Source organism: Methylomonas sp. DH-1, assembly GCF_046097555.1.
Lineage (GTDB): Bacteria > Pseudomonadota > Gammaproteobacteria > Methylococcales > Methylomonadaceae > Methylomonas > Methylomonas koyamae.
In genome coordinates this window covers 4,417,625-4,443,786 of the sequence record NZ_CP143089.1, presented here as the reverse complement: position 1 = coordinate 4,443,786, position 26,162 = coordinate 4,417,625, and the positions used below count along the sequence as shown (strand labels likewise).

29 protein-coding genes are annotated in these 26,162 nt (G+C 56.4%); 18 read left to right on the top strand and 11 right to left on the bottom strand.

The window, feature by feature from the left end; translation table 11 throughout:
• Positions 1–232: 232 nt before the first annotated feature.
• Positions 233–382: a hypothetical protein gene (locus VXJ35_RS20340; protein ID WP_157198243.1), complete on the bottom strand. Its 150-nt coding sequence runs from the start codon at positions 380–382 to the stop codon at positions 233–235.
• A gap of 89 nt (positions 383–471) precedes the next feature.
• Positions 472–663: a hypothetical protein gene (locus tag VXJ35_RS20335; protein ID WP_157198242.1), complete on the bottom strand. Its 192-nt coding sequence runs from the start codon at positions 661–663 to the stop codon at positions 472–474.
• Between the two features lie 56 nt (positions 664–719).
• On the opposite strand from VXJ35_RS20335, the gene VXJ35_RS20330 reads away from it, so the two are divergent.
• On the top strand, positions 720–1,172 hold the full coding sequence (locus VXJ35_RS20330) for a diguanylate cyclase domain-containing protein (protein WP_082881019.1): 453 nt from the start codon (positions 720–722) through the stop codon (positions 1,170–1,172).
• A gap of 50 nt (positions 1,173–1,222) precedes the next feature.
• Here VXJ35_RS20330 and bamE read toward each other — a convergent pair whose 3' ends face one another.
• Complete coding sequence (gene bamE, locus VXJ35_RS20325; RefSeq protein ID WP_054760962.1) at positions 1,223–1,567, bottom strand: outer membrane protein assembly factor BamE; 345 nt, start codon at positions 1,565–1,567, stop codon at positions 1,223–1,225.
• Positions 1,568–1,676: 109 nt separating this feature from the next.
• On the opposite strand from bamE, the gene VXJ35_RS20320 reads away from it, so the two are divergent.
• Both VXJ35_RS20320 and VXJ35_RS20315 read left to right on the top strand, forming a co-directional pair.
• Positions 1,677–3,281, top strand: coding sequence for a YdiU family protein (locus VXJ35_RS20320; protein ID WP_064022959.1), 1,605 nt, complete (start codon positions 1,677–1,679; stop codon positions 3,279–3,281).
• Positions 3,282–3,375: 94 nt separating this feature from the next.
• On the top strand, positions 3,376–5,574 hold the full coding sequence (locus VXJ35_RS20315) for a retention module-containing protein (protein WP_064022958.1): 2,199 nt from the start codon (positions 3,376–3,378) through the stop codon (positions 5,572–5,574).
• A 73-nt stretch (positions 5,575–5,647) separates the two neighbouring features.
• Here the strand turns inward: VXJ35_RS20315 and VXJ35_RS20310 are convergent, their stop codons facing one another.
• Complete coding sequence (locus tag VXJ35_RS20310; protein WP_064022957.1) at positions 5,648–6,235, bottom strand: hypothetical protein; 588 nt, start codon at positions 6,233–6,235, stop codon at positions 5,648–5,650.
• Positions 6,236–6,481: 246 nt separating this feature from the next.
• Between VXJ35_RS20310 and aceE the strand changes: the two genes are divergently transcribed.
• Together aceE and aceF are read left to right on the top strand one after the other, a co-directional pair.
• Positions 6,482–9,154: a pyruvate dehydrogenase (acetyl-transferring), homodimeric type gene (gene aceE, locus VXJ35_RS20305; RefSeq protein WP_064022956.1), complete on the top strand. Its 2,673-nt coding sequence runs from the start codon at positions 6,482–6,484 to the stop codon at positions 9,152–9,154.
• 25 nt (positions 9,155–9,179) lie between these two features.
• Positions 9,180–10,484, top strand: a complete 1,305-nt coding sequence (aceF, locus tag VXJ35_RS20300) for a dihydrolipoyllysine-residue acetyltransferase (protein ID WP_064022955.1) — start codon at positions 9,180–9,182, stop codon at positions 10,482–10,484.
• A gap of 175 nt (positions 10,485–10,659) precedes the next feature.
• On the opposite strand, the gene hisD is transcribed toward aceF, so the two are convergent.
• The 7 genes from hisD to VXJ35_RS20265 are packed head-to-tail and all read right to left on the bottom strand — an operon-like array spanning position 10,660 to position 16,307.
• The gene (gene hisD, locus VXJ35_RS20295) at positions 10,660–11,961 is read right to left on the bottom strand and encodes a histidinol dehydrogenase (protein ID WP_064022954.1); all 1,302 of its coding nucleotides are present in this window, start codon (positions 11,959–11,961) and stop codon (positions 10,660–10,662) included.
• 5 nt (positions 11,962–11,966) lie between these two features.
• Positions 11,967–12,593 (bottom strand): ATP phosphoribosyltransferase, encoded by a 627-nt coding sequence (hisG, locus tag VXJ35_RS20290; RefSeq protein ID WP_064022953.1) that lies wholly within the window; start codon positions 12,591–12,593, stop codon positions 11,967–11,969.
• 16 nt (positions 12,594–12,609) lie between these two features.
• A complete protein-coding gene (gene murA / locus VXJ35_RS20285; RefSeq protein ID WP_064022952.1) occupies positions 12,610–13,875 on the bottom strand; it encodes a UDP-N-acetylglucosamine 1-carboxyvinyltransferase in 1,266 nt (421 codons plus the stop codon).
• Positions 13,876–13,909: 34 nt separating this feature from the next.
• Positions 13,910–14,221 carry a lipid asymmetry maintenance protein MlaB gene (locus VXJ35_RS20280; RefSeq protein ID WP_064022951.1) on the bottom strand — a complete coding sequence of 104 codons (312 nt, stop codon included), beginning with the start codon at positions 14,219–14,221 and terminating at the stop codon, positions 13,910–13,912.
• Positions 14,222–14,686 (bottom strand): outer membrane lipid asymmetry maintenance protein MlaD, encoded by a 465-nt coding sequence (gene mlaD / locus VXJ35_RS20275; RefSeq protein ID WP_064022950.1) that lies wholly within the window; start codon positions 14,684–14,686, stop codon positions 14,222–14,224.
• Between the two features lies 1 nt (position 14,687).
• Positions 14,688–15,470 (bottom strand): lipid asymmetry maintenance ABC transporter permease subunit MlaE, encoded by a 783-nt coding sequence (mlaE, locus tag VXJ35_RS20270; RefSeq protein ID WP_064022949.1) that lies wholly within the window; start codon positions 15,468–15,470, stop codon positions 14,688–14,690.
• An 18-nt stretch (positions 15,471–15,488) separates the two neighbouring features.
• Positions 15,489–16,307: an ABC transporter ATP-binding protein gene (locus VXJ35_RS20265; RefSeq protein ID WP_064022948.1), complete on the bottom strand. Its 819-nt coding sequence runs from the start codon at positions 16,305–16,307 to the stop codon at positions 15,489–15,491.
• A 199-nt stretch (positions 16,308–16,506) separates the two neighbouring features.
• Between VXJ35_RS20265 and VXJ35_RS20260 the strand changes: the two genes are divergently transcribed.
• The 13 genes from VXJ35_RS20260 (at position 16,507) to VXJ35_RS20200 (ending at position 26,023) form a co-directional block, all read left to right on the top strand.
• Positions 16,507–17,427, top strand: coding sequence for a KpsF/GutQ family sugar-phosphate isomerase (locus VXJ35_RS20260; RefSeq protein WP_197496103.1), 921 nt, complete (start codon positions 16,507–16,509; stop codon positions 17,425–17,427).
• A 13-nt stretch (positions 17,428–17,440) separates the two neighbouring features.
• On the top strand, positions 17,441–17,974 hold the full coding sequence (locus VXJ35_RS20255) for an HAD family hydrolase (RefSeq protein WP_064022946.1): 534 nt from the start codon (positions 17,441–17,443) through the stop codon (positions 17,972–17,974).
• Entirely contained in the window at positions 17,914–18,537 is a 624-nt protein-coding gene (gene lptC, locus VXJ35_RS20250) for an LPS export ABC transporter periplasmic protein LptC (protein WP_231914795.1), read from the top strand. The genes VXJ35_RS20255 and lptC overlap by 61 nt, the downstream gene beginning before the upstream one ends.
• On the top strand, positions 18,524–19,024 hold the full coding sequence (gene lptA, locus VXJ35_RS20245; RefSeq protein WP_054761371.1) for a lipopolysaccharide transport periplasmic protein LptA: 501 nt from the start codon (positions 18,524–18,526) through the stop codon (positions 19,022–19,024). The genes lptC and lptA overlap by 14 nt, the downstream gene beginning before the upstream one ends.
• Complete coding sequence (gene lptB / locus VXJ35_RS20240) at positions 19,024–19,749, top strand: LPS export ABC transporter ATP-binding protein (RefSeq protein WP_054761372.1); 726 nt, start codon at positions 19,024–19,026, stop codon at positions 19,747–19,749. The genes lptA and lptB overlap by 1 nt, the downstream gene beginning before the upstream one ends.
• 13 nt (positions 19,750–19,762) lie before the next feature.
• Entirely contained in the window at positions 19,763–21,199 is a 1,437-nt protein-coding gene (locus tag VXJ35_RS20235; RefSeq protein WP_064022945.1) for an RNA polymerase factor sigma-54, read from the top strand.
• A 39-nt stretch (positions 21,200–21,238) separates the two neighbouring features.
• Positions 21,239–21,529: a ribosome hibernation-promoting factor, HPF/YfiA family gene (gene hpf / locus VXJ35_RS20230; RefSeq protein WP_054761376.1), complete on the top strand. Its 291-nt coding sequence runs from the start codon at positions 21,239–21,241 to the stop codon at positions 21,527–21,529.
• A 55-nt stretch (positions 21,530–21,584) separates the two neighbouring features.
• Complete coding sequence (gene rapZ, locus VXJ35_RS20225) at positions 21,585–22,442, top strand: RNase adapter RapZ (protein WP_054761378.1); 858 nt, start codon at positions 21,585–21,587, stop codon at positions 22,440–22,442.
• Positions 22,443–22,476: 34 nt separating this feature from the next.
• Positions 22,477–23,835: a magnesium transporter gene (gene mgtE / locus VXJ35_RS20220; RefSeq protein WP_064022944.1), complete on the top strand. Its 1,359-nt coding sequence runs from the start codon at positions 22,477–22,479 to the stop codon at positions 23,833–23,835.
• 104 nt (positions 23,836–23,939) lie between these two features.
• The gene (gene minC, locus VXJ35_RS20215; RefSeq protein WP_331711081.1) at positions 23,940–24,647 is read left to right on the top strand and encodes a septum site-determining protein MinC; all 708 of its coding nucleotides are present in this window, start codon (positions 23,940–23,942) and stop codon (positions 24,645–24,647) included.
• Positions 24,648–24,668: 21 nt separating this feature from the next.
• Entirely contained in the window at positions 24,669–25,481 is an 813-nt protein-coding gene (gene minD / locus VXJ35_RS20210; RefSeq protein ID WP_054761387.1) for a septum site-determining protein MinD, read from the top strand.
• Positions 25,481–25,735 (top strand): cell division topological specificity factor MinE, encoded by a 255-nt coding sequence (gene minE / locus VXJ35_RS20205; RefSeq protein WP_054761388.1) that lies wholly within the window; start codon positions 25,481–25,483, stop codon positions 25,733–25,735. Before minD ends, minE begins: the two co-directional genes overlap by 1 nt.
• A gap of 90 nt (positions 25,736–25,825) precedes the next feature.
• Entirely contained in the window at positions 25,826–26,023 is a 198-nt protein-coding gene (locus tag VXJ35_RS20200; RefSeq protein ID WP_054761389.1) for a winged helix-turn-helix domain-containing protein, read from the top strand.
• Positions 26,024–26,162 lie beyond the last annotated feature (139 nt).

Genomic DNA, 26,162 nt, shown 5'->3' with positions numbered 1-26,162 from the left:
GCTTTATCGACCGTTCGCCGTCTTCCCCTCTCCACGAACCGCAAGTTTGAACCACCGTTTTCTCCTGCGCTTGCTGCGCCTCTCTAAATTTCGGCTTTGGCTGTAACGGTGCTAGTGGCGAGCATGCTCACCGGATCGATTGTCGCGGCGATGGACGGTTTGCTGCACGATGAGGTCAGCTTCGATTATCTGTTGACCGGGTTGGTGGCGTCGCTCAGCGTCGCCGCCTTGGTCAGCCGACGGCGGTTTGAGCGCAGCCGCCGACATCGTCGGCAAGGTCGGCCGGCAATTGGCTTGGAACGAGCAAGCCGAACAATAACGGGCCGACGACTGCCTGGTTGTACAAACCGGCTACGCTAAGTTGGCTTACGGGGAGCGGCAAACCACGTCGGAAGGTCGGCGTATCTTGCGGCGTAGGTCGAAGACGCCGTTGCGTAACAGCCAGGGCCGGACCATCGGCGTTTTGGGCGTTTACGACGACATCGCGGCTTTGAAGGTCATCGAAAACGAATTGCGGTTGACCAAGACCATGCTCGAACGCCGCAAAACTGCAATTTTCTGGATTAATCGCGCGAGGTCGTCGGCCGCAGGATCAAGCTGCTGAAGTCGGGGATACACGACGCCGATTTTTACGCGCAAATGTGGGACAGCATCCAGCGCCAAGGCTCCTGGCAAGGCGAAATTTGGAACCGGCGCAAAAACGGCAAAGTGTTCTCGGAATGGTTGACGATTACCGCCGTAAAAACGCCGGCGGCGCCGTGACCCATTACGTGGTGACGATGCTGGACATCACTGCGCGCAAGACTGTAGAGGACCATCTGCACCATCTGGCCCGCCACGATGCGCTGACTGACCACCTGCACCAGGCCATGGCTCAGGCGCGGCGCGACCGCACGCTACTGACCCAATTGGAACAGCCCGTAGCGGCAGCGTTGGTGGCGGAGAGTATTTTGCAGGTGCTGAGCCGTGCTTTCCGGATTCAAGACCGGGCGCTGGATATTTTCTGCAGCGTCGGCATTGCCCTGTATCCGCGCGACGGTGCCGATACCGCCACGCTGATGAAACATGCCGACAGCGCGATGTACCAAGCCAAATGTGCCGGTCGGGATTGCTTCCGGTTTTACGCCGGCGACGACCGCGCTGAGGATGCGGCCGTTCCCGGCGTGGTTTAACCCGATTGCGGATGCCGGCCGCGGCCGGCCGGCGAGGTGACGGACTGCGCTTATTTGCGGGTGGTGCTGAACGTGTAAGAACGGACGATGCCTTGCGGGTCGAAACGGATCAGCAAGTCTTGCGAGTCGGTCCCGCCGAACAAGGCGTACTTGTAAATGCCGTAGGTCCAGGTCGGTTTGCCGTCTTCCATGCCGGTGCGCCAAGGCGTGCCGAACAGCTCGCTAATATCCTGCTTCCGGGTTTGGCCGATTTTAATTTCCGGCACATGATTTGCTGCAAACTCCTGGCCGACCGTGAAACAACCGGTCAATTGCGTTGTCGATAAGGCGCTAACCAGCAACAGCGACGTTAACGTTAAAGCGCGCGGATTGAGTTTGACGAAATGGTTTTTCATAAGCATTGCCTTCAGGAAAATTGATGTTTTTAAACTAGCGTTTAACGGTTTATCTTAGCCGTTTCCGGTTGCCACCCGTAAACTTTTTAGCCAGAACCCGGATGCCCAGATGCTGACCCATGCCGATAGTTCCACCCTCGATTGCCTCAGATTCGATAACCGTTTCGTCCGCGAACTGCCGGGCGACGCCGAAACCGATAATTTTCGCCGCCAGGTTTACGGTGCCTGTTACTCGTTGGTGCAGCCGACGCCGGTGAAAAGCCCGCGCTTGGTGGCTTATTCGCCGGAAGTGGCAGCGGAATTGGGGCTTTCGGACCAGGATTGCCTGTCCGAAGATTTTTGCCGGGTTTTTGCCGGCAACCGCTTGGCGGCAGGCATGCAGCCATTCGCGATGTGTTACGGCGGCCACCAGTTCGGCCATTGGGCAGGGCAGCTCGGCGACGGCCGAGCCATCAATCTCGGCGAAGCGGTCTGTCCGGACGGTCGGCGCCGAACCCTGCAATTGAAAGGGGCCGGCCGCACGCCGTATTCGCGTAGCGCCGACGGTCTGGCCGTGTTGCGCTCGTCGATCCGCGAGTTTTTGTGCAGCGAGGCGATGCACCATTTGGGGGTGCCGACCACTCGTGCGCTCAGCGTGGTGCTGACCGGCGAAACCGTGGTGCGGGATATGTTCTACGACGGCAACCCGCAATTGGAGCAGGGCGCCATTGTTTGCCGAGTGGCGCCGTCGTTTACCCGTTTCGGCAATTTCCAGATTTTTACCGCCCGCGACGATTTGGATGCGTTAAAAAAATTGGCGGACTATACGCTTCGCAGCGATTTCCCGGAATTGGGCGAGCCGGGGCCGCAGACCTATCTGCGTTGGTTCGAGGAAGTCTGTCGGCTCACCGCTGAAATGGTCGTGCATTGGCAACGGGTCGGTTTCGTACACGGTGTGATGAACACCGATAATATGTCCATCTTGGGTTTGACCATCGATTACGGGCCTTACGGTTGGCTGGAGAACTACGATCCGGACTGGACGCCGAATACGACCGATGCTCAGGGACGGCGATACCGCTTCGGCAATCAACCGAAGATCGCCTATTGGAATCTGGTGCAACTGGCCAACGCGATCTACCCGTTGGTCATGCGTGCGGAGTCCTTGCAGCAAGCGCTATCGGTGTTCAGCGAAACCTTCGCGGACGGTTGGAGCGCTACGACGGCCGCCAAATTGGGGCTGAGCCGTTTCGATCCGGACAAAGACGAAGCCCTGGTCGGCGATTTGTTGCAACTGTTACAAGCTGCCGAAACCGATATGACGCTGTTCTACCGGCAACTGGCCGATCTCGATCCGTATGCTCCGGCCGGCTCGGCAGCCGATTTCGTGGCGATGCTGGAGCGCAACAGCTATGCGCCGTTGGCCGCCGAGTTGCGCGATCGGGCTCTGGCCTGGTTCGGGCAGTATTGCAGCCGCTCGCGGAGCGAGGCTGGCGATCCAGAGGCTAGGCGGCAGCGGATGAATGCGGTGAATCCGAAATATGTGCTGCGCAATTATCTGGCGCAATTGGCGATCGATCGGGCGGAGCAGGGCGATTTCGGTTTGGTGGCGGAATTGTTGGACGTGTTGCGCAACCCGTATAGCGAGCAACCCGGCCGCGAGCGCTTCGCCGAGAAGCGTCCGGATTGGGCCAAACAGCGGGCGGGATGTTCGATGTTGTCTTGCAGTTCTTGATCGCGCGTTCACGGTTTTTTGTAGCGGCTACTGTACTGAGTTGCCGGGCTGGCATACTATTGTGCACTTTGGTTGAACTTACCCGGAGCGAGGTATGGCTCGAGAAATCGGTATCGTCAAATCAGTGAGCGGCTCGGCCAGGGCCACTGCAGCCGACGGCAGCATAAGGACATTACAAGCCGGCGACAGGGTGTTCGACACCGATGTGCTGGCAACCGCCGCCGGCAGCAGCATTGTCGTTGAGTTGGCAGACGGTTCCAGCGTCGATATGGGCGCTAACGACAGCATGCCGCTCGGCGCCGCGTTGCGGGAGCAATCCCAGGAAGCGGTAGCCGTTGCGCCGAATCCGACGTCCGCCGGGCCTTCGGCCGAAGACATTCAAGCGGCCTTGTTGGCTGGCGCCGATCCGACCCAAATCGCCGATCCGACAGCGGCGGGTGCGCCGGGTGCCGGTCCCGCGGGCGGCGGCGTTGCCGGTAACGAAGGCCATGTCCCGGTCAGCGTCGATTATCTGAATCCGGTCGCACCGGTCACCAACGGTTTCGACACCACCGGCCCCAGCGTCGCGTTCAACGATATCGCCCCGGAAGTGTTGCTATTGAATCCCGGAACCCTGCCCGGAGAGCCCATTACCGGCGGAAATTTGCCGCCGGTGGCCGGGGATAATAGCATCGGCGGTCAAACGCCGGGGACGCCCGCTGTATTACTTAGAGTGCACGATGATGACTTCGACCCCGATGGCCCGAAACCGGAGCCTTCAACTATTCAATTAGTCGGCTCGGCCGGCCCAGGCCAGTCTCTGGTAGTTGCCGGGGAAGGGGTGTGGAGCGTTGACTCGACGAACGGCAATGTCACTTTCACTCCGGAGCCGGGCTTCCTTGGCAATCCGACACCGATCAAATATACGGTTACGGACAATTTGGGTTTGGTCTCCAATCAAGCCACGATCAGCGTCGGCTATATCCCGACCGTGGCAGCGACGAACGCTACGCTGGACGAGACCAGTGGGAGATTGGAAACGACAGGGCATTCCGTGTTACTGGAGCCCAACGGTACCGGATCGCTGTCGATCAACGGCCAGGCGCCGGTTTCCGTGACTTTGGCGGCTGCCGGAGCGACTTGGGATGCGGCCAGTAAGACTTTGGAGGCCAGCACCTATCGGATTACGGTGCATGCCGACGGTAGCTACGAGTTTGCGCTGAAAGAAGCATTGCCGCACCCGGGTTTGGCAGATGCCGCTTCGGCGCCGATCCAATACGATATTTCCGCGGTATTGACCGGCACGAACGGTGCTGTGGCGAATACGGCATTTACTGCAAGCGTGTTCGACGACGGTCCGACGGTTGGCGGTCGCAATGGCCAGTTATTACACAATGCCGAAATGAAAGATGCGGCGGGAGAAAGCTTGTCGGGCTTGATTCAATACGATCTCGGCTTCGACGGTTTTGGCAGTAACGGCGGCATCGCCCTGGTAAAGCCTACGGCAAATGTAACCTCGTTATCCGACAGCGTATCGTTTACGGTATTGGATACCAACAACGACGGTCTGGACGAATTGTATGCCTACGTCGATAACGGTCCGGCCGGATTCGGCGCCGAAGATCGCCTGGTGTTTACGTTGCTGCCTACGCATAACGGCACTAATGTCGGCGACTATACGTTGACGTTGGAAAGCGTGTTGGATTTGCCGGCGGCGGCGATTATCGACTTGAATTTCGCTGCGGCCGCCGTCGGCCCGCTGGGGAATATTGCGGTTGGCAATTCGCTGCTGATTACCGGCGCGGGCCTGGTGCTCGATAATGGCCATGTCGGCGTCAACGGCGGCGTGATGGACAAGGGCGAAAGCGTTACCTACCAGTTCGGTACGGTCAATAACTTCGGGGTAGACGCACCGCAGTTAGTCAATGGCGTCAGGTTGAGCGAAATCAACGTCGGCGGCAGTGCCGACTCGTTCAAATGGACCGCTTACCGCGGCGGTGCCGAAGTCGGCAGTAAAGCAGTCAGCTACAGCGCGCCTCCCGGTGGGGGAGATGCTCCGGCCATCGTCGTGGACGGCGGTTACGACACTTTAAAAATCGAGGTGATAAGCGGCAGTTTCGAAGTAACCGGGTTGAAGTACTCGAATTTTCCGAATACGCAAACCTTGCCGTTGCCCTTCGATTTTGTGGCGACGGATGGCGACGGCGACAGTAAGTCGGGCAGTTTTAGCGTTCAGGTCGGTACCCAGACTTTGACCCATTTGACCGACACGCTGGCGCCGTTAAACCATCCCGACAGCGTTGTTTCCCATTAACTGCAAAGTTTTCGGGCAATAAAAAACACGGCCGAAGCCGTGTTTTTTATTGATGTCTGCCGAATTTAAGCTTTTAAATTGCTCGACCGCGCTTGCTAAAGCCGAATAGGCCAAGCAATCCACTGCCGAATAACCAAGCCGCCGCCGGTACCGGCACCGCAGTGGTGAAGTAACTCAGTTTTGCTTGCACGAAGGGCGGGAATTGATCGGTCAAGCCGCCCGCAACCAGATTGGCATTGACCGCGCTGGCCAAGTCCAATTTAACGATTATTTGGCCGTCTTGGGTCCAGTCGACCAAATCTTGGTCGCTTAATGCGATCTGCCAACGCCATTCGATCAGATCGTTTGTATCGTGGGCATTAATCAGCGTACCGTCTTGGGACAGTACGTCCACTGCGACGCTGTTGCCGTCTTCAATCTGCACCAAAATACTCTCGGTCGAGGATGTCAGACCATAATCGCCGCGCGCGTGCAATGAAAATACGCCTTCGGCCAGTGCCGCCAACGGTGCGTTTTCGATAGTGAACGTGAAATTCTCGCCGTCAATGGTCTGCCAGTACATGGGCGACGTGTAAACCACTTCCTGCAAAGCGGCTTTTGCCTGCAAGCCCGTTGTTGCCAGAGCCAGCAGCGTGAATAGTTTTATTAAGCCTTTACCCATCGCAATTTCCCTAAATTTTGAACCAATGCAAATTCTAAGGCATGCCGGCTTGCGAATCCACTGTACTTTTGGGGCGGGTCGGCTAAAAAACGGCGGCGGCAACGAGTCTTGCCGCTTCGCCGATTGGCTCGGAAAGGTACGGCCTGAGCCAGTTGTCCGGCGGCTCCGCCGCGTAAAAAACACATGCTCAAACCGGCCTTTTCGGGTATCCTTTTCAGGCTATTTCCATGTTTCCTAGGTTCCGTAATGACCAACAACACCGACATTGCCGCCAAATACGATATTGATCCCGCAGAGACTCAAGAATGGATGGAAGCCCTGCAAGCGGTGATCGAAAAGGAAGGCAGCGAACGCGCCAGTTACCTGATCGAAACCCTGCTCAGCACCGCCAGACAAGCCGGACTGGATATTCCCTTCTCCGCCAATACGCCTTACATCAATACGATTCCGGTCGATAAGCAACCCAAATTTCCCGGCAATACCGACATCGAACGTACCATTCGGTCTTACGTGCGTTGGAATGCGATGATGATGGTGCTGCGGGCCAATAAGCACACCAATGTCGGCGGCCATATCGCCAGTTTCGCCTCGGCCATTACTTTGTACGACGTCGGCCAAAACCATTTCTGGAACGCTGCCTCCGACAAGCACGGCGGCGACTTGATTTTCTCGCAAGGCCATTCGGCACCTGGAACCTACGCCCAGGCATTCTTGCTCGGCCGGTTGAGCGAAGCGCAAATGGATAATTTCCGCCAGGAAGTCGGCGGCAACGGCCTGTCATCTTATCCGCATCCTTGGCTGATGCCGGATTTCTGGCAATTCCCGACCGTATCGATGGGCTTGGGCCCGATCATGGCGATTTACCAAGCCCGTTTCATGCGTTACATGCAGGATCGCGGCATGGCCAATACCGAAGGCCGCAAAGTCTGGGCCTTCCTCGGCGACGGCGAATGCGACGAACCGGAAACCTTGGGCGCGATCGGCATGGCCGGCCGCGAGAAGCTGGACAATCTGATTTTCGTCATCAATTGCAACCTGCAGCGCCTGGACGGCCCGGTGCGCGGCAATAGCAAGATCATCCAGGAACTGGAAAGCAATTTCCGCGGCGCCAACTGGAACGTCATCAAAGTCATCTGGGGCCGGCGCTGGGACGCGATTCTGGCGCGCGACAAAGACGGCCTGGTGGTCAAGCGGATGATGGAATGCGTCGACGGCGACTACCAAACCTTCAAATCCAAAGACGGCGCCTATGTGCGCGAGCATTTCTTCAATACCCCGGAACTGAAGGAGCTGGTCAAGGATTATACCGACCGCGACATCTGGGAATTGAACCGCGGCGGCCACGATCCGATCAAGGTGTTCGCGGCCTATAACGCGGCGGCAAACCATCAAGGCCAGCCGACCGTAATTCTGGCGAAGACCATCAAAGGTTACGGCATGGGCGATTCCGGCCAGGCGCAAAACACCAGCCATCAACAGAAAAAGATGAGTCTGGAGTCGATCAAGGGTATCCGCGACCGTTACCAACTGCCGATCAGCGACGAAGACCTGCCTAACCTGCCTTATATCCGCTTCGCGGAAGACTCTGAAGAACTGAAATACCTACGCCAGCGCCGCGCCGATCTGGGCGGTTATCTGCCGGCCCGCCGAGCCAAATCCTATTCGCTGGAAATTCCGGCGCTGTCGGCATTCAAAGCCTTGCTGGACGGTACCGGCGAAGGCCACGAGATCTCGACGACGATGGCATTTGTCCGCATCCTGAACACCTTGGTCAAGGACAAGCAAATCGGCAAACGCGTCGTGCCTATCGTGCCGGACGAGTCGCGTACCTTCGGTATGGAAGGCATGTTCCGCCAACTGGGGATTTGGTCGCAGGTCGGCCAACTTTATACGCCGCAGGATGCCGAGCAGTTGATGTTCTACAAGGAAGACAAGCACGGCCAGGTATTGCAGGAAGGCATTAACGAAGCCGGCGGTCTGTGCGATTGGATTGCGGCCGGCACCGCCTATTCCACGCACGGCACGCCGATGATTCCGTTCTTCATCTACTACTCGATGTTCGGTTTCCAGCGGGTTGCCGATTTGATTTGGGCCGCCGCCGACCAACGCACTCGCGGCTTCCTGCTCGGTGGCACGGCCGGCCGCACGACACTGAACGGCGAAGGTTTGCAGCACGAGGACGGCCACAGCCATCTGATTTCCGCCACCGTACCGAACTGTTATTCCTACGATCCCACCTTCGCCTGCGAACTGGCGGTGATCATCCATGACGGCCTGCGCCGGATGTATGTCGAGCAGGAAGATATCTTCTATTACATCACCCTGATGAACGAAAACTACGACCAGCCGGCCTTGGTCGAGGGTTCGGAGGCCGACATTCTGAAAGGCATGTACTTGTTCCGCAAAGGCCATAAGGGCAACAAACCTCGCGTGCAATTGCTGGGCTCCGGCACCATTTTCATCGAAGTGATTTTTGCCGCGCAATTGCTGCACGACGATTGGGGGGTGGATGCCGATCTGTGGAGCTGCCCCAGTTTTACCGAGCTGGCCCGCGACGGCCAAAGCTGCGAGCGCTGGAACCGGTTGCATCCGACCGAGAAGCCGCGTACCACGCATGTCGAACGTTGCCTGGAAGATGCCAAAGGGCCGGTTATCGCCGCTACCGACTATATGCGCGCCTTTGCCGAACAGATTCGGCCCTGGGTGAAAAATCCTTACACGGTATTGGGAACCGACGGTTTCGGCCGCTCCGATACTCGGGCTAACCTGCGCAAATTCTTCGAAGTCGACCGCTACCACGTGACTGTCGCCGCGTTGCAAGCGCTGGCGCAGGCCGGCGAATTCGAAGCCGCTAAAGTCGACGTGGCGATAGCCAAATACGGCATCGACCCCGACGCCAGCGCTCCTTGGTTGATTTAACGGCTGAATTAACGGAAAACGATAGATGAGTTCTTTAGTTGAAGTAAAAGTCCCCGACGTCGGCAACGTGCCGGAAATCGATATCGTCGAAGTCTTGGTCCAGCCCGGCGATGTGGTGGCGATCGAACAGACATTGGCCGTGATGGAAACCGACAAGGCGACGATGGACTTACCGTCCAGCGCCGCCGGCATAGTCAAAAGCGTGCATATCAAACCGGGCGACAAAGTGGCGGAAGGCACTTTGATCGTCACCGTCGAAGTCGGAGAAGCGGCTGCCGCACCGGCGGCGCAAGCGGCTGCTCCGGCGCCAGCTCCGGTTGAGCCCGAACCCGCTGCGCCGGCACCGGTTGCCGAGCCGCCGAAAGCGGAGCCGGCGCAGCCGGTTGCGGCGGCAGCGACGGCTTCTGTCGCGGCTAGTGGCGAAGGCTTCAAACCTCACGCCACTCCCAGTGTCCGCTTGTTCGCTCGCGAGCTCGGCGTCGATCTGAGTAAAATTCCCAGCGGTAGCGGCCGCAAAGGGCGAATTTTGCAGGAGGACGTGAAAAACTTCGTCAAGCGGGCGATGGCTTCCGCTGCGACGGCCAGCGGCGGGGCCGGCATTCCGGCCATTCCGGCGGTCGATTTCACCCAATTCGGCGAAATCGAAGAAAAGCCTTTGAGCAAAATCAAACGTTTGACCGGGCAAAATTTGACCCGGGTCTGGCTCAATCTACCGCTGGTAACCTACCACGACGAAGTCGCCATCGACGGCATGGAAGAGTTCCGCAAAGCGGTCAACGCCGGCCAAGGCAAAGACGGTATCAAAGTCACCGGCTTGGTCTTCATCATGAAAGCGCTGGTCGCGGCGCTGCAAAAATTTCCGTCCTTCAACAGCTCGCTGTCGCCGGAAGGCGACAAGCTATTCCTGAAAAAATACTACCATCTCGGTATCGCCGTAGACACGCCGAACGGATTGGTAGTGCCGGTGATTCGCGACGTCGACAAAAAAGGTATCTTTCAGTTGTCGCAAGAATTGGCCGAAGTCAGCGAGCTGGCGCGGCTGGGCAAGTTGAAACCGGCCGACATGCAGGGCGGTTGCATGACCATCTCCAGCCTGGGCGGCATCGGCGGCACCGCATTCACGCCTATCGTCAACGCGCCGGAAGTGGCGATTCTGGGGGTAACCCGCTCCAAGGTGCAGCCGGTTTGGAACGGCAAGGAATTCGAACCCAAACTGATGTTGCCGTTGGATATCACCTACGACCATCGTGTCATCGACGGCGCCGAAGGTGCTCGTTTCATGGAAGCGTTGAAAGCCAACTTGGCCGACATCCGCCGGTTATTGCTGTAGTCTTGATCGAAGTCGGTGTGCGTCTGGCTGTCAGTCGGCGCACATTGGTCGGCTCCGTTATAGTTGGATCTTGCTAACGGGCGGTTGCCCGTGGCGGCCGAGTTTGCCGCCCCATCCCCGGTATACCGGCACGAACCGAATCAGCTCCGGCCGAATCGGGTCGTCCCTCTTTATCTTAAATCCTGAATTCCGCAGAGCGGGCGTGAGCGGTCAAGCTTTCGCCGCGCGCCAATACCGAGGCAATTTTCCCTAAATTTTGTGCCCCCGTTGCGGAGCAGTTGATCAGACTGCTACGTTTTTGAAAGTCGTAGACGCCTAACGGCGAAGAATAGCGAGCGGTGCTGGAGGTCGGCAACACGTGATTGGGGCCGGCACAGTAATCGCCCAGGGCTTCGGCGGTGTAGCGGCCCATGAAGATGGCGCCGGCATTGCGGATTTGTTCTGCCAGAGCCTCCGGCTCTGCGACCGATAACTCCAAATGTTCCGGAGCGATACGGTTGGCGACTTGAGCCGCTTCGTCCAGGTCGGTGACTTTGATAAACGCGCCGCGGCCGGTCAAAGAAGCTTTGATGATGGCGGCGCGTTCCATCTCCGGCAGCAGTTTGTTGATGCTGGCTTCGACCTTTTTCAGAAAGCCGGCATCCGGGCTGATCAGAATCGCCTGGGCGTTTTCGTCGTGTTCGGCTTGCGAGAACAGGTCCATCGCGATCCAGTCCGGATCGGTCAGGCCGTCGCATATCACCAGGATTTCCGACGGGCCGGCGATCATGTCGATGCCGACCTGGCCGAACACCAGCTTTTTCGCCGTCGCGACGTAGATGTTGCCGGGGCCGACGATTTTATCGACGGCCGGCACGGTTTCGGTGCTGTACGCCAGCGCGGCGACAGCCTGCGCCCCGCCGATTGTAAATACCCGGTCCACACCGGCGACATAAGCCGCCGCCAGTACCAACGGATTGGTTTCGCCGCCGGGCGTCGGTACTACCATGATCAATTCGCCGACGCCGGCAACTTTGGCCGGAATCGCGTTCATCAGCACCGACGAAGGGTAAGCGGCCTTGCCGCCCGGTACGTAGAGGCCGGCTTTGTCCAGCGGCGTGACTTTCTGCCCAAGCAGCGTGCCGTCCAGCTCGGTGTATTGCCAAGACTGCAATTTTTGATGCTCGGCGTACGCCCGGACCCGATCCGTCGCGGTTTGCAAGGCAATGGCCTGCGTGCTGGGCAGGGTGTCCCAAGCCAGTTTTAATGCTTCCGGCGCCAATTCCAGTTCCTTGCCGCTGCCGAATGCGGTACGGTCGAAACGGTTGGTATATTCCAACAGAGCCCGGTCGCCGCGCTTTTTGACATCGGCGATTATGTCCAGCACGCGTTTATGGATTTCCAAATCGTCGCTGGCGTCCCAATCCAGGCGGGCCTGCAATTGTTTGGCAAAATCGGCGGACGAACTGTCCAGGCGTAACATTTTGATCGCAGCCATGGTGCTTACCTCTGCGCCAGAGTGGATTCGAATTGGTCTATAAGAGCTTGGATGGCTTGATGTTTCATTTTCATAGCCGCTTTGTTCACGACCAACCGCGAGGTGATGTTGGCGATCAGCTCTCGCGGCTCCAGGCCGTTGGCTTTCAAGGTATTGCCGGTGTCGACCAGGTCGACGATACAATCGGCCAGACCAACCAACGGTGCCAACTCCATCGAGCCGTACAGTTTGATGATCTCGGCCTGCACGCCCAAATCGGCGAAATAGCGCTGTGCGGTTTTGACGTATTTGGTGGCAACGCGCAAACGGCCTTTGACCGGCGCGGCGCCGACCGGACCGGCCGTCATCAGCCTACAGCCGGCAATGCCCAAATCCAGTGGTTCGTAAAGGCTTTCCGCACCGTGCTCCAGTAACACGTCCTTGCCGGCGATGCCGAGGTCGGCGGCGCCGTATTCGACGAAGGTCGGCACGTCGGTGGCGCGGATGATGACCAATTGCACGTCGTCGCGGGTGGTTTGCAGGATCAATTTCCGGCTTTTGTCCGGATCGTCGATAGGCGTAATGCCGGCTTGTTGCAAAAACGGCAGGGCTTCTTCGTAAATTCGGCCTTTGGATACGGCAATGGTTAACATGGCTTCGCGATAAGTTTTAGTTGGGAACGCGGCGAATGGTAGCGCCCAATTGCGACAGTTTTTCTTCGATGTGGTCGTAACCGCGGTCGATATGGTAAATCCTGTCCACCAAGGTTTCGCCTTCCGCAATCAGGCCGGCGAGCACCAGGCTGGCGGAGGCCCGTAAGTCGGTGGCCATGACCGGCGCCGCTTTCAGGCCTTCGTTGCCGGTACAAATCGCGGTATTCGATTCCAGTTTGATTTGCGCGCCCATGCGTTGCAATTCCTGCACGTGCATGAAGCGGTTTTCGAATACGGTTTCGGTGATCAGGCCGACGCCTTCGGCGACCGAATTCAACGCAGTAAATTGGGCCTGCATGTCGGTCGGGAAGGCCGGGTACGGTGCAGTGCGGACCGTGACCGCTTTCGGCCGTTTGCCGTGCATGTTCAATTCGATCCAGTTCTCGCCGCAGGTAATGTCGGCGCCGGCTTCCTTCAACTTGGCCAGTACGGCGTCCAGCGTGTTCGGGTCGGTATTTTTCAAACGGACATGGCCGCGGGTGATCGCGCCGGCGACCAGATAAGTGCCGGTTTCGATCCTGTCCGGCAGGATGTCGTAGTGCAGGCCGGGAACGCCGAGCTTTTCGACGCCTTCGACGGTCAGAATATCGGTGCCGACGCCGCTGATTTTGGCGCCCATTTTATTCAGAAAATGCGCCAGATCGGTGACTTCCGGTTCTTTTGCGGCATTTTCGATGATGGTAATACCGTCCGCCAGCGTGGCGGCCATCAATATGTTCTCGGTACCGGTCACGGTGATCTTATCCAGCACCAGCCGGCAGCCTTTCAGCCGCGAGGCTTTGGCGTGAATGTAGCCGGCTTCGACGGTAATGTCGGCGCCCATCTTGATCAGCGAGTCGATATGGATGTCGACCGGCCGGGTGCCGATGGCGCAGCCGCCCGGCAGCGACACGTAGGCCTCGCCGAAGCGGGCTAGCAGCGGACCCAGCACCAGGATCGAGGCGCGCATGGTTTTCACCAGTTCGTAAGGCGCTTCGTATTTATGAATGGTGCTGGTGTCGACTTCGATGTTCATGCGTTCGTCGACGGTCAGGCCCACGCCCATTTGGCCGAGCAGTTCCATCGTCGTGGTGATGTCGTGCAGATGCGGGATGTTGCCTACGCTGACCGGTACTTCGGACAGTAGCGTTGCAGCCAGAATCGGCAGTGCGGCGTTTTTGGCGCCGGAAATGCGCAGCTCGCCCTGTAAGGGTTGGCCGCCGGTAATCAGTAATTTATCCATGAATGCTCTCGGGTAAGTGGGGCAGAACGCACGCCTAAGGCGTGCGGTTTGCAAAATATTCGGTTTCGTCGAAGCCGCTGAGTTTGGCCAATGCCAACAATTGGGCCGGCACGTTTTTGAAAGACAGTTTGACGCGGTTGCTGCGGGCCTGTTTGATCCATTCGATCATCAGCGCCAAGCCGGCGCTGTCGGTAGTGCCGACGTTGGCCAGGTCGATGCAGATGCTGTCCATGCCTTTCAGAAAATTGAAGGATTTCAACGACTGCTTGTCGATGCTGGCAAAGGTCAAATTGCCTTCCACGGTGTAATGGCCTGGCGCTTGCTCGGTTACGGTCAGTTTCGGCATTTATTTGCCTTCCGCCTTGTTCAGCATGAATTTGCCTATCATTTCTTCGAGCACGATGGCCGAGCTGGTGATGTCCAGCTTGCTTTTGTCGTGCAAATATTCTTCCGACGAACCGGGGTCGATGCTGATGTACTGTTCGCCCAGCAGGCCGGCGGTATAAATGCTGGCACCGGAGTCCATCGGTATATTGTCGTATTTGGATTCGATGCGCATTTCGACGACGGATTCGTGGCTGTCGCGGTCCAAGCGGATCGACGACACCCGGCCGATGCGGACGCCGGCGATCGATACCGGCGATTTGACTTTCAGGCCGCCGGAGTTTTGAAAGTGGGCAATGACCGTGTAACTGTCGTCGCTGGTATAACTACCGAGGTTGCTGACTTGCAGGGCCATGTAAAACAACGCGGCAATGCCGGAGGCGACAAAAAATCCGACCAGAGTATCCTGAGTCTTGGAATGCTGCATGTTAAATGTCTCCAAACATGAGTGCGGTTAAGATGAAATCCAGGGCCAGTACCGAAAACGCCGAATTGACCACGGTGCGGGTGGTGGCGCGGCTGACGCCCTCCGAGGTCGGAATGGCGTCGTAGCCTTCGAATAGGGCGATCCAGGAGACGACGAAGCCGAACACGACGCTTTTGATCACGCCGTTGACGATGTCTTCGTGAAAATCGATGCTGGCCTGCATTTGCGCCCAAAATGCGCCGTCGTCGACGCCGAGCATGCCGACGCCGACCAGATGGCCGCCTAAGATGCCGATCGCGCTGAACAACGCCGCCAACAACGGCATCGCCAGAAAACCGGCCAGGAAGCGCGGCGATATGATGCGGTTGATCGGGTCGACGGCCATCATTTCCATGCCGGACAGTTGCTCGGTGGCTTTCATTAGGCCGATCTCGGCGGTCAGTGCCGAGCCGGCGCGGCCAGCGAACAGCAGGGCGGATACCACCGGGCCCAATTCGCGGACCAGCGATGCGGCGACCATGACCCCGAGCGACTCTTCTGCACCGAAGTCCGACAGAATATTGAAGCCTTGCAGGCCCAAAACCATGCCGACGAACAGGCCGGAAATGGTGATGATCAGAAATGACAGCACGCCGACCGAGTACATTTGCTTCACTAGCAAATTCGGGCGTGGCACGACTTCGCTGATGCCGGACAAGGTGTGCAGCAGAAAAAAAGTGCCGCGCCCCAGTTTGGCGAAAGCGCTGCGCGTGGTTTTTCCCAGGGATTGCAGTAATTCGAGCATCGCGTTCTCAAATAGGGCTTATTTGCCGGACAACAAGTCGTCCAGATAATCCGGGGCCGGATAGTGGAAGTGCACCGGGCCGTCGGCATAACCGTTCATAAACTGTTCCACCCATTCCGAATCGGAGGCCGCCAATTGTTGCGGAGTACCTTGGCCGACGACGCGGCCGCCGGACAGTACGTAGATGTAGTCGGCGATCGCCGCCGTTTCCTGCACGTCGTGGGAGACGATGATGCTGGTCAAGCCCAGCGTCGTGTTCAGGGCCTTAATCAAATGCACCAGCGCGCCCATCGAGATCGGATCCTGGCCGGTGAACGGTTCGTCGTACATGATCATCATCGGGTCCAGCGCGATGGCCCGGGCCAGAGCTACCCGGCGCGCCATGCCTCCGGACAGTTCGTTCGGCATCAAGCGGTGGGCGCCGCGCAGACCGACTGCGTGCAATTTCATCAGCACCAGCGTGCGGATCATCGATTCCGGCAAATGGGTGTGCTCGCGGAGCGGAAAGGCCACATTGTCGTAAACGTTCATATCGGTCAGCAGGGCGCCGCTTTGGAACAGCATCCCCATCCGTTTACGCAAGTTGTACAAATCCCGCGTCGGCAAGCGGTGGACGTTCAAGCCGTCGACGTGGATCTGGCCGCGCTCCGGCGCCAGTTGTCCGCCGATCAGTTTCAGTAGTGTGGTTTTGCCGGTGCCGCTGGGGCCCATGATCGCGGTGATTTTGCCGCGCTGAATTTCCAGATCGATGCCGTCGAAAATCTTTCTGGCGCCCCTGGAAAAGCTCAAGTTGCTAATCGAAACGAGGTTGCTTTCAGGGCTTGCGCTATTGGCCATCTGCTGTACTTACAGGAGTATCCGGATTGGTAACTGGTTATTTTCTATGACTGGTCGAGAATAAGTCAATGACTTGGGGTGAAAAGTCGGCAGATAACATGCAATAATGGTTCCTTTTTACTCAACTGCGCGGAGTCGGTTTTTAGTGGGCGGCGATCAGAACATCCAATCGTTGGCGTTGGCAGTGATTCAAACCGAAATGCAAGCGGTTGCCGCGTTGGCCGAGCGTATCGATCAGCATTTCGTCAGTGCCTGCCGCTTACTACTGGCCTGTAAAGGCCGCGTGGTCGTTACCGGCATGGGCAAATCCGGCCATATCGCCGGGAAAATCGCCGCGACGCTGGCGAGCACCGGTACGCCGGCGTTTTTTGTGCATCCGGGCGAGGCCAGCCACGGCGACCTGGGCATGATTACTCGCCAGGATGTGGTGTTGGCCTTGTCGAATTCCGGCGAAACCGGAGAAATTCTGACGATTTTGCCTATTATTAAGCGCCTGGGTGTGCCGTTGATCGCCCTGACCGGCAATCCCGCCTCGACGTTGGCAAAGTTCGCCACCGTGCATATCGATGTCGCGGTGGAGCAGGAGGCCTGTCCGCTGGGGCTGGCGCCGACGGCCAGTACGACTGCGGCGCTGGTGATGGGCGATGCGCTGGCGGTGTCGTTGCTGGAAACCCGCGGCTTTACCCGGGACGATTTCGCCTTGTCCCATCCGGGCGGCAGTCTGGGTAAGCGGTTGTTATTGCAGGTAGGCGACATTATGCACCGCGGCGGCGAAGTGCCGGTGGTGGCCGATACCGTGCTGGTCGGCGAGGCGCTGTTGGAAATGACCGGCAAGAAATTGGGTATGACTGCGGTAATCGATGCGCAAGGGCGGGTGGCCGGTATTTTTACCGACGGCGATTTGCGGCGCATGCTGGAAAAAAACCTGGACGTGCACGTTACCCCAATCGGCAGCGTCATGACTCGGGGTTGTAAGTCCGTCGACGAGCGCATGCTGGCCGCCGAAGCAATGCAAATCATGGAAGCCCAAAAAATCAATGCCTTATTGGTGGTCGACGAAAGCAAAAAGTTGCTCGGCGCATTGAATATGCACGACTTACTGCGTGCCGGTATCGTCTGAAGCGTGAACGGAAATGTTTGAATTAAGCTCTGAGCAGTTGGCTATCGTCCGCGAGCTCAAATTATTGGTGTTGGATGTTGACGGCGTGCTGACCGACGGCCGCTTGTTTTTCGACGATAACGGCCGGGAATATAAGTGCTTTCACGCCCGCGACGGCCACGGCATCAAGTTGTTGCGCCAAACCGGGGTCGAAGTCGCGGTCATATCCGGCCGCAAATCCAATTCGGTGGCGTTGCGGATGCAAGGTTTGGGGGTCGAGCTGGTTTACCAGGGGCATGAAAACAAACGGGCGGCTTTCGCCGATATATTACAGCGCCTGAATTTGCAGCCGCGGCAAGTGGCGTACGTCGGCGACGATATCCTGGATTTGCCGGTGATGAGGCAGGTCGGTTTCGCGGTAGCGGTACGGGATGCCAATTTCGCCGTGTTGGAACACGCGCATTGGCGTACCGAGACCATCGGCGGATTGGGCGCGGTCCGGGAAGTGTGCGACTTGATCATGCAGGTTCAAGGTACTTTTGCCGGTGTGCTGCAAAGCTACTTATGACATCGCAGAGGAATTTTCAGATCTTTGTCTATGTCGGGCTGGCCGCGCTGCTGTCCTGGTGGCTGGTGCAGCTCAACGAACAGCGTGACGCCGAAATAAAAATTGCTGAGAATAGTCCGGATTTCTTCAGCGTGGGTTATTACAAAAAAGAGATGGATTTGGACGGATTGCCGAAAAGCGAATTGTCGGCCGCACGGATGGAGCACTACAAGGCCGACGGCAGTACGCATCTGCAGCAGCCGGTCATGACGCTGTTCAATCCCAATCAAAACCCGTGGTCGATCAAAGCCGAAAGCGGCATTATGGCGGCGGACGGCGATAATTTGCAGTTGAACGGCAAGGCTTATATCAACCGCGATGCTTCGAAAACCAATTCGGCTTTAACTATTAACACATCGGATTTGCGAGTCAAACTCGCCAGTCATTTTGCACAGACCCAAGCTTGGGCGGAAATTATCAGTCCTCCCAATAGAACGGAAGGGATAGGAATGGAGGCGACTTTTGTCAGTCCGATTCACCTGAAATTGTTGTCCAAAGTGAAAGGTCGCTATGAAATTAAGTAGAATAGTCGGGGTAGGCCTGTTGTTGTCGGCGCGGCTTGCGTTCGGTTTGGAGTCGGATTCCGAACAGCCTATTTATATCGATTCCAACAATGCCGTCTACGATGAGAAAAGCCAGGTCAGCACTTACACCGGTAATGTGGTGGCGACCCAGGGCAGCATCAGAATCGACGCCGACCAGTTGGTGGTATATCTGAAAGACGGGGCGATCACCAAATTGGTGGCGACGGGTAAACCGTCCCGTTTCAAACAATTGCCGGCCGAGGGTAAGGACGAAATGCACGGCGAAGGTTTGATCAACGAGTTTTACCCAGACAAGAATTTGTTGATTTTCATGAAAAACGCTTCGGTTTGGCAGGGCGATGCCAAACAATCCAGCGAATACATCGAGTACGATACGAAAAACTCGTTGTTGAAGGCCGGCGAGTCCAATTCCGATGGCAAGCGGGTGCACTCGGTGATACAGCCCAAAACCAAGAAGGCGCAATAGTGGCGCGCTTGGTTGCAAAGGAGTTGTACAAGCGTTACAACTCGCGCAATGTGGTCGACGGGGTTAGTTTGCTGGTCGATACCGGCGAGGTTGTCGGCTTGCTTGGTCCGAACGGTGCCGGTAAAACCACCAGCTTTTACATGATGGTGGGCTTGGTCAAGGCGGACCGCGGCGATATCTTTCTCGACGACCAGCGGATTACGCTGCATCCGATGCATCGGCGGGCCAGGCTGGGGATAGGTTATCTGGCCCAGGAAGCCTCGGTGTTCCGCAAGCTCAGCGTCGCCGATAATTTGCGGGCGGTGCTGCAGATTCGCGACGATTTGACCGACGGCCAGATCGAGCTGGTCATCGACGAATTGCTGGCCGAGTTCGGCATCGGCCACTTGCGCAATCAAGTAGCGCTGGGGCTGTCGGGCGGCGAGCGGCGCCGGGTCGAAATTGCCCGGGCTTTGGCCAGCGAGCCGCAGTTTATTTTATTGGACGAGCCGTTTGCCGGCGTCGACCCGATTTCGGTTCTGGAATTGCAAAAAATTATCGCGCATCTGAAGCAGCGCGGTATCGGTATCCTGATCACCGAGCACAAAGTCAGGGAAACATTGGAAATATGCGATCGCGCCTACATTTTGAACGAAGGCAAGGTTATCGCCGAAGGGCAATCCCGGCAGCTTGTCGAGAACGACGAGGTGCGCAGAGTGTATTTGGGCGAAAAATTCAGTTTATAAAATCCGAGTAGTCATGAAGCAATCCTTACAGCTCCGCATCGGTCAAAGTTTGACCATGACGCCGCAGTTGCAGCAGGCAATCAAGCTGCTGCAAATGTCGACTTTGGATTTGCAGCAGGAAATTCAGCAGGCACTGGAATCCAATATGATGCTGGAATTGGACGAAGAAGAGCTGCCGGCTTTGGAGTTCCGCGATAAGAAACTCGACAACACCGACCAAGTCACCAGCGAAGGTTCGCAAACCGATATGCCGGACGAATTGCCGGTTGACGTCAGTTGGGACGACGTCTACGAAAGCTCGTTGCCCAGCGGCGGCGATGACAGCGATACGCCTGAATTCGAAACCTTTCGCGGCAAATCCGAAAGTTTGCGCGACCATCTGCTGTGGCAACTGGATTTGATTCCGATCTCGGACCGGGATTACGCGATTGCCGTGGCGATCATCGATGCGATCAACGACGACGGTTATGTTGCCAGCGATTTGCAGGACATTTTTCAGGGTTTGCAGGAGCAGTTGGAAGGTTTGGAATTCGACGAAGTCCAGGCCGTTCTGCATCGGATTCAGAATTTCGACCCGGTCGGTGTTGCCGCATTGGACTTGGCCGATTGCCTGCGGTTGCAGTTGCAGCAATTGCCGGATAGCACGCGTTACAAGGCGGAGGCTTTGGATTTCGTGCACCGGCACCTGGATTTGCTGACCAGTTGCGACCAGGCGCGGTTGATGAAACGGGTCGGGCTTAGCGAAGACGAGCTGAAAGGCATATTGGCCTTGATCAGGACCTTGGATCCCAAGCCCGGCGCCAGTTTGCAGGAAGTCGACGTCGAATATGTTGTGCCCGACGTTTTTGTGGCGAAAGTGAGCGGCCAGTGGCTGGTCAGCCTGAATCCGGATATCGCGCCGAAGCTGCGCATCAATCCATTCTATTCCGGCATGATCAAGCGCGCCGACAATAGTTCGGACAACGTCAGTATGAAGAACCACTTGCAGGAAGCGCGCTGGTTTATCAAAAGTTTACATAGCCGCAACGACACCTTGTTGCGAGTGGCGAAAAGTATCGTCGAAAAGCAGGGCGATTTTTTCGAACACGGCGCGATCGCGATGAAACCGATGGTATTGCGCGATATCGCCGAAGAATTGGAACTGCACGAGTCGACGATCTCACGGGTGACCACGCAGAAATACATGCACACCCCGCACGGCGTGATCGAATTCAAATACTTTTTCTCCAGCCATGTCAGTACCGATGGCGGAGGCGAGTGCTCGGCGACGGCAATCCGGGCGCTGATAAAAGAGTTGGTCGGCAACGAAAATCCGGCCAAGCCGTTAAGCGATAGTAAAATATCGGACTTATTGAACGAGAAGGGCATTAACGTCGCGCGCCGCACCATCGCCAAATATCGGGAAGCGATGTCCATCCCTTCAACCAGCCAGCGGAAAAGGCACATTTAACCGATCGGGAAGAATAATTTTTAAAAACAGGAGTATTCCATGCAAGTTAGTATCACAGGCCATCACGTAGAAGTTACCGAGGCGTTGAAAGCTTATGTCGAAGAGAAAATCGGCAAAATCAAGCGCCATTTCGACAACGTCGTTGATGTCCATGTCATTTTGACCGTTGAGAAACTGGAGCAAAAAGCCGAAGCGGCGGTACAGGTCAGCGGGGCCAAGCTCTATGCCGAAGACGTGCAAGAAGATATGTATGCGGCGATCGACAATATGGTGGACAAACTCGACCGCCAGATCGTCAAGCACAAAGAAAAATCGCAAAACCATCGTTAATCGGATATTCGGCGGCACGGGATGAAAATGGCTTTCGTCTCGTGCCCAGTCAGTCATGAAGCTTGTTATCGTCAGCGGTTTATCGGGGTCGGGCAAGAGTATCGCTTTGGATACTCTGGAAGATTGCGGTTATTACTGCATCGATAACCTGCCGGTCGCATTGCTGGCCGACTTTGTCGATCACGTGATGCTGAAAAATCAAGCTACCTACAGTAAGACTGCGATCGGCATCGATGCTCGCAACCGCTCCGACAATCTGGCCGGTTTTCCGGATAGTCTGGCCTCGATTCGCAGCAAGGGTATCGACTGCGAGCTGGTGTATATGGAAGCGGATGAGAACATCATCCTGAAACGATACAGCGAAACTCGCCGCCGCCACCCGCTTAGCACCGAAAGCAGGCCCTTGCGCGAAGCCTTGGAAATCGAGCGGGAGATGTTGCGTCCGCTGGCCTTGAGGGCCGATATCGTCATCGACACCAGCTACACCCATTACCACCAGTTGCGGGACTTATTGAAAAACAGGTTGGGCGAGAAAGGCAAAAACTCGTTGTCGATTCTGTTCCAGTCGTTCGGTTTCAAATACGGGATTCCGTTGGACGCCGACTTTGTATTCGACGCCCGTAGCTTGCCCAATCCGTATTGGGCACCTGAGTTACGAGGCTTAACCGGCAAAAACCCCGCGGTTGCCGATTTTTTGCAGAACGATCCGATGGTGAAGGAGTTTCTGCACGACATCGGTTATTTCATCGGTCGCTGGGCACCCCGGTTCGAATCGGATAACCGCAGTTATTTGACGATTGCGATCGGTTGTACCGGCGGCCAACACCGTTCGGTGTATCTGGTCGAGGCGCTTAGCAAACATTTTCAAACGATTACCTCCAACGTCATCGTCAGGCATCGGGAGTTGCGTTAAACCCGGCCACCGGCCCTTTTTTGGTTTTATACCTATGACATCAGCAGCGAAGCTCGAAAACGCGGAATCTTTATTGGACAGGGCGCTAGAGGTTTTGACCAACGGCTCGCAAATCGACGTCAGAAATCTGGTGCGTTCGCTTTACCCGGCGGAAGCCGCGCATATTCTCGAAGCCTTAGACCCCGAGCGGCGGGCAAAATTATGGTCGATGATCCCGCCCGGCGTGATAGGCCAGATTCTGGTCGAAGTGAACGTCGAAGTCGGCGCCGCCTTGCTGAAAATCACCGATCGCAAAGACTTGATTGCCGCCACCGAGTCGATGGGCGCCGACGGCATGGTCGATCTGTTGCACGTGTTGCCCGAGCCGCTGTTGTCGCAAGTCATGGAATCGATCGGCGTACATAACCGCAACCGGATCGAAAAAGCCTTGAGCTACGGCGAACATACCGCCGGCGGCATCATGTCCGACGATGTGCTGACAATACGCGCCGATGTTACGCTCGATGTCGTGTCGCGTTACTTGCGTTTGCGCGGCAATATTCCGGCCAATACCGACAGTCTGATTGTTGTCGACCGCAAGGAGCATTTTCAGGGAGTATTGCCCCTCAGCCAATTATTGAGCCACGATCCGCACACTAAAGTGGCTGCGGTGATGGACACGCGCATTGCCGGTATTCCCTACCGGTTGCCGAGCCGAGAGGTGGCCGGAATGTTCGAGCGGCGCAAATTGCTATCCGCGCCGGTGTTGGCGGACGACGGCCGGGTGGTTGGCCGGATCACGGTCGAAGACGTTATCGGTTTGATCAGGGACGAAGCGGACCATTCGCTGATGAGCATGGCCGGTTTGAGCGAAGAGCAAGATATGTTTGCGCCGGTGGTCAGTAGTGCCAAACGCCGCGCGTTGTGGTTGGGCGTAAACTTACTGACGGCGTTTTTGGCGGCCTCGGTAATCGATTTGTTCGAAGACGCAATCCAACAGATTGTCGCGCTGGCGGTGCTGATGCCGATTGTCGCCAGTATGGGCGGTATCGCCGGTAGCCAGACCCTGACTTTGGTGGTCAGAGGCTTGGCCTTGCGCCAAGTCAGCGGCAGTAATGCCGGCCGGTTGTTGTGGAAGGAAATTTCGGTCGGATTGCTGAATGGTTTGTTGTGGGCCGGCGTCGTTGCGGTGGTTGCCGGCATGTGGTTCCACCGGCCGGATATCGGTATTTTGTTGGGCGTGGCGATGTTGATCAATCTGGTTTGCGCTGCGTTGTCCGGAGTCGCGATACCGGTGTTGTTGGACAAGATGGGGATCGACCCGGCCTTGGCCGGCGGCGTATTGCTGACCACCGTCACCGATGTGGTTGGTTTTATGACCTTTTTGGGTTTGGCGACTTTGTTTCTCCTTTAAGGGTTTGTGCTTTTTGTTACGGAAAATGGTAGTATTCCGGGCGTACAGCAGCTTATTTTCCAAAATAAATGTCGACCGGCGCACCTATTACGCAAAAAACAGCTTTGGAGTTCAAAAGCACGTCGCTGACGGTGCCGGTATTGCTGCTAGCCGGTAACGACTTGGTCCTGATCGATCAGCAATTGCAGGAAAAAGTCGCGCAAGCTCCCGAGTTTTTCAAAAACTCGCCTTTGTTGATCGATTTGCAGAAACTGAACGCGCAAAATCTCGATCTGGATTTCTCTGAAATCGTTGCATTAGTGCGTAAGCACGGCTTCATGCCGATCGGTATTCGCGGCGGTAGCCAAAAGCAAAGCGACGACGCCCTGGAGATGAATCTGCCGCATTATTCCCTGCATGGCGCCAATGCTCCGCTCGCCGCCAGTAAGCCCACTGCAAAAACATTGCCGCCGCCGGTCGTCGAAGCGCCGAAACAACAAAGCCAGACGCTGGAAAACAAACTGGTCACGCAACCGGTCCGCTCCGGGCAGCGGGTATATGCGAAAGGGGATTTGATCGTTACTGCCACCGTCAGTGCCGGCGCCGAAATCATGGCCGAAGGCAATATCCACATTTACGGTTCGCTGCGTGGCAGAGCTCTGGCTGGCGTGTTGGGCGATACTTCGGCCCGTATCTTCTGCTCCGATCTACAAGCCGAATTGATCTCAATCGCCGGAATTTACCAACTGAGCGAAGATTTGAGCAAATATCCGGCGCATAAGCCGTTGCAGATCAGTCTGGACAATCAAGCGCTGATCATTAAAGAGTTTTAAGCTTTTCTTGGAGGAATAATTTTGGCCAGAATAATCGTAGTAACATCGGGAAAAGGTGGCGTGGGCAAGACCACGACCAGTGCCGCGATCGCGATGGGCTTGGCGAAGCGGGGGCACAAGACTGCCGTGATCGATTTCGATGTGGGACTGCGTAACCTCGACCTGATCATGGGTTGCGAACGCCGCGTGGTTTACGATTTGGTCAATGTTATCAATAATGAAGCGACTCTGAACCAGGCCTTGATCAAGGATAAGCGCTGTGAACAGTTGTACATTCTGCCGGCCTCGCAGACCCGCGACAAAGATGCGCTGACGACCGAAGGCGTCGGCAAGATTCTGGAAGAGCTGTCCAAAGATTTCAAATATATCGTTTGCGACTCGCCGGCCGGAATCGAGCGCGGTGCTACACTTGCCATGTATTTCGCCGACGACGCGTTCGTCGTAACCAATCCGGAAGTGTCTTCGGTTCGGGATTCGGATCGGATGTTAGGTATCTTGGCCAGCAAATCCCGCCGCGCCGAAAAGGGCGAAGAACCGATCAAGGAATATCTGCTGCTGACCCGTTACGCACCGGATCGGGTTAAGCTGGGCGAAATGTTGAGCGTCGACGACGTACAGGAGATTTTGTCGCTACACCTGCTGGGCGTCATTCCGGAATCGAAATCGGTATTGAACGCTTCCAACTCCGGCACCCCGGTCATATTGGACGAGCAAAGCGACGCCGGCCAAGCCTACGCCGATATCGTTGCCCGCTATTTGGGCGAAAACAGGCCGCACCGTTTTATCGAGGAAGAGAAGAAGGGCTTGTTTAGCAAGCTGTTCGGGAGCAAGTGATGAGTCTCTTAGATTACTTCAGATCGTCGAAGACCAATACGGCGTCTTTGGCCAAGGAGCGGCTGCAAATTCTGGTGGCGCACGAGCGAGCCTCGCGCAACCAGCCTTCTTATTTGCCAGAACTACAAAAAGAACTATTGGCAGTAATCCAAAAATATGTGAATGTCGGGCAGGATGCTATTACCGTCAATTTCGAGCAAGACGGTAATCAGGAAACATTGGAATTGAACATTGTGTTGCCTGACGAGCGTTAGTTGCGTTTGCTTGTTTAACAGGGCTTTTGCGGCGTTTTAGCCGGAGAAAAGCCGCTTTTTTTTTTGTTGTGCAAATGATAAGGAGTTGAAATGGTAGATACAATTGGCGAAGCGGCCGGAGCAATCTGGCAATTTCTGAACGCGAATGGCGAAGCCAGCGTGAATAAGATTACAACCGAAACCGGCCTGGGCAAAAACGAAGTGCAGCGGGCCATCGGTTGGTTGGCTAAAGAAGATAAACTGAATATCGAAATGAAAGGACGCGTCGAAACCCTTTCGTTGAAATAAAAGTTTTCCCGCATACCCGCTTAAGACAGGGCTAAGCGAGACAGCTTTCAATGCCGCTGCAAACTACGGTTATTGGTTGTCAAGGGCTCGGTCTCAGGCGGGTATTCCAAATGCCGCTATATTTTGTAGGTAAGTTTGT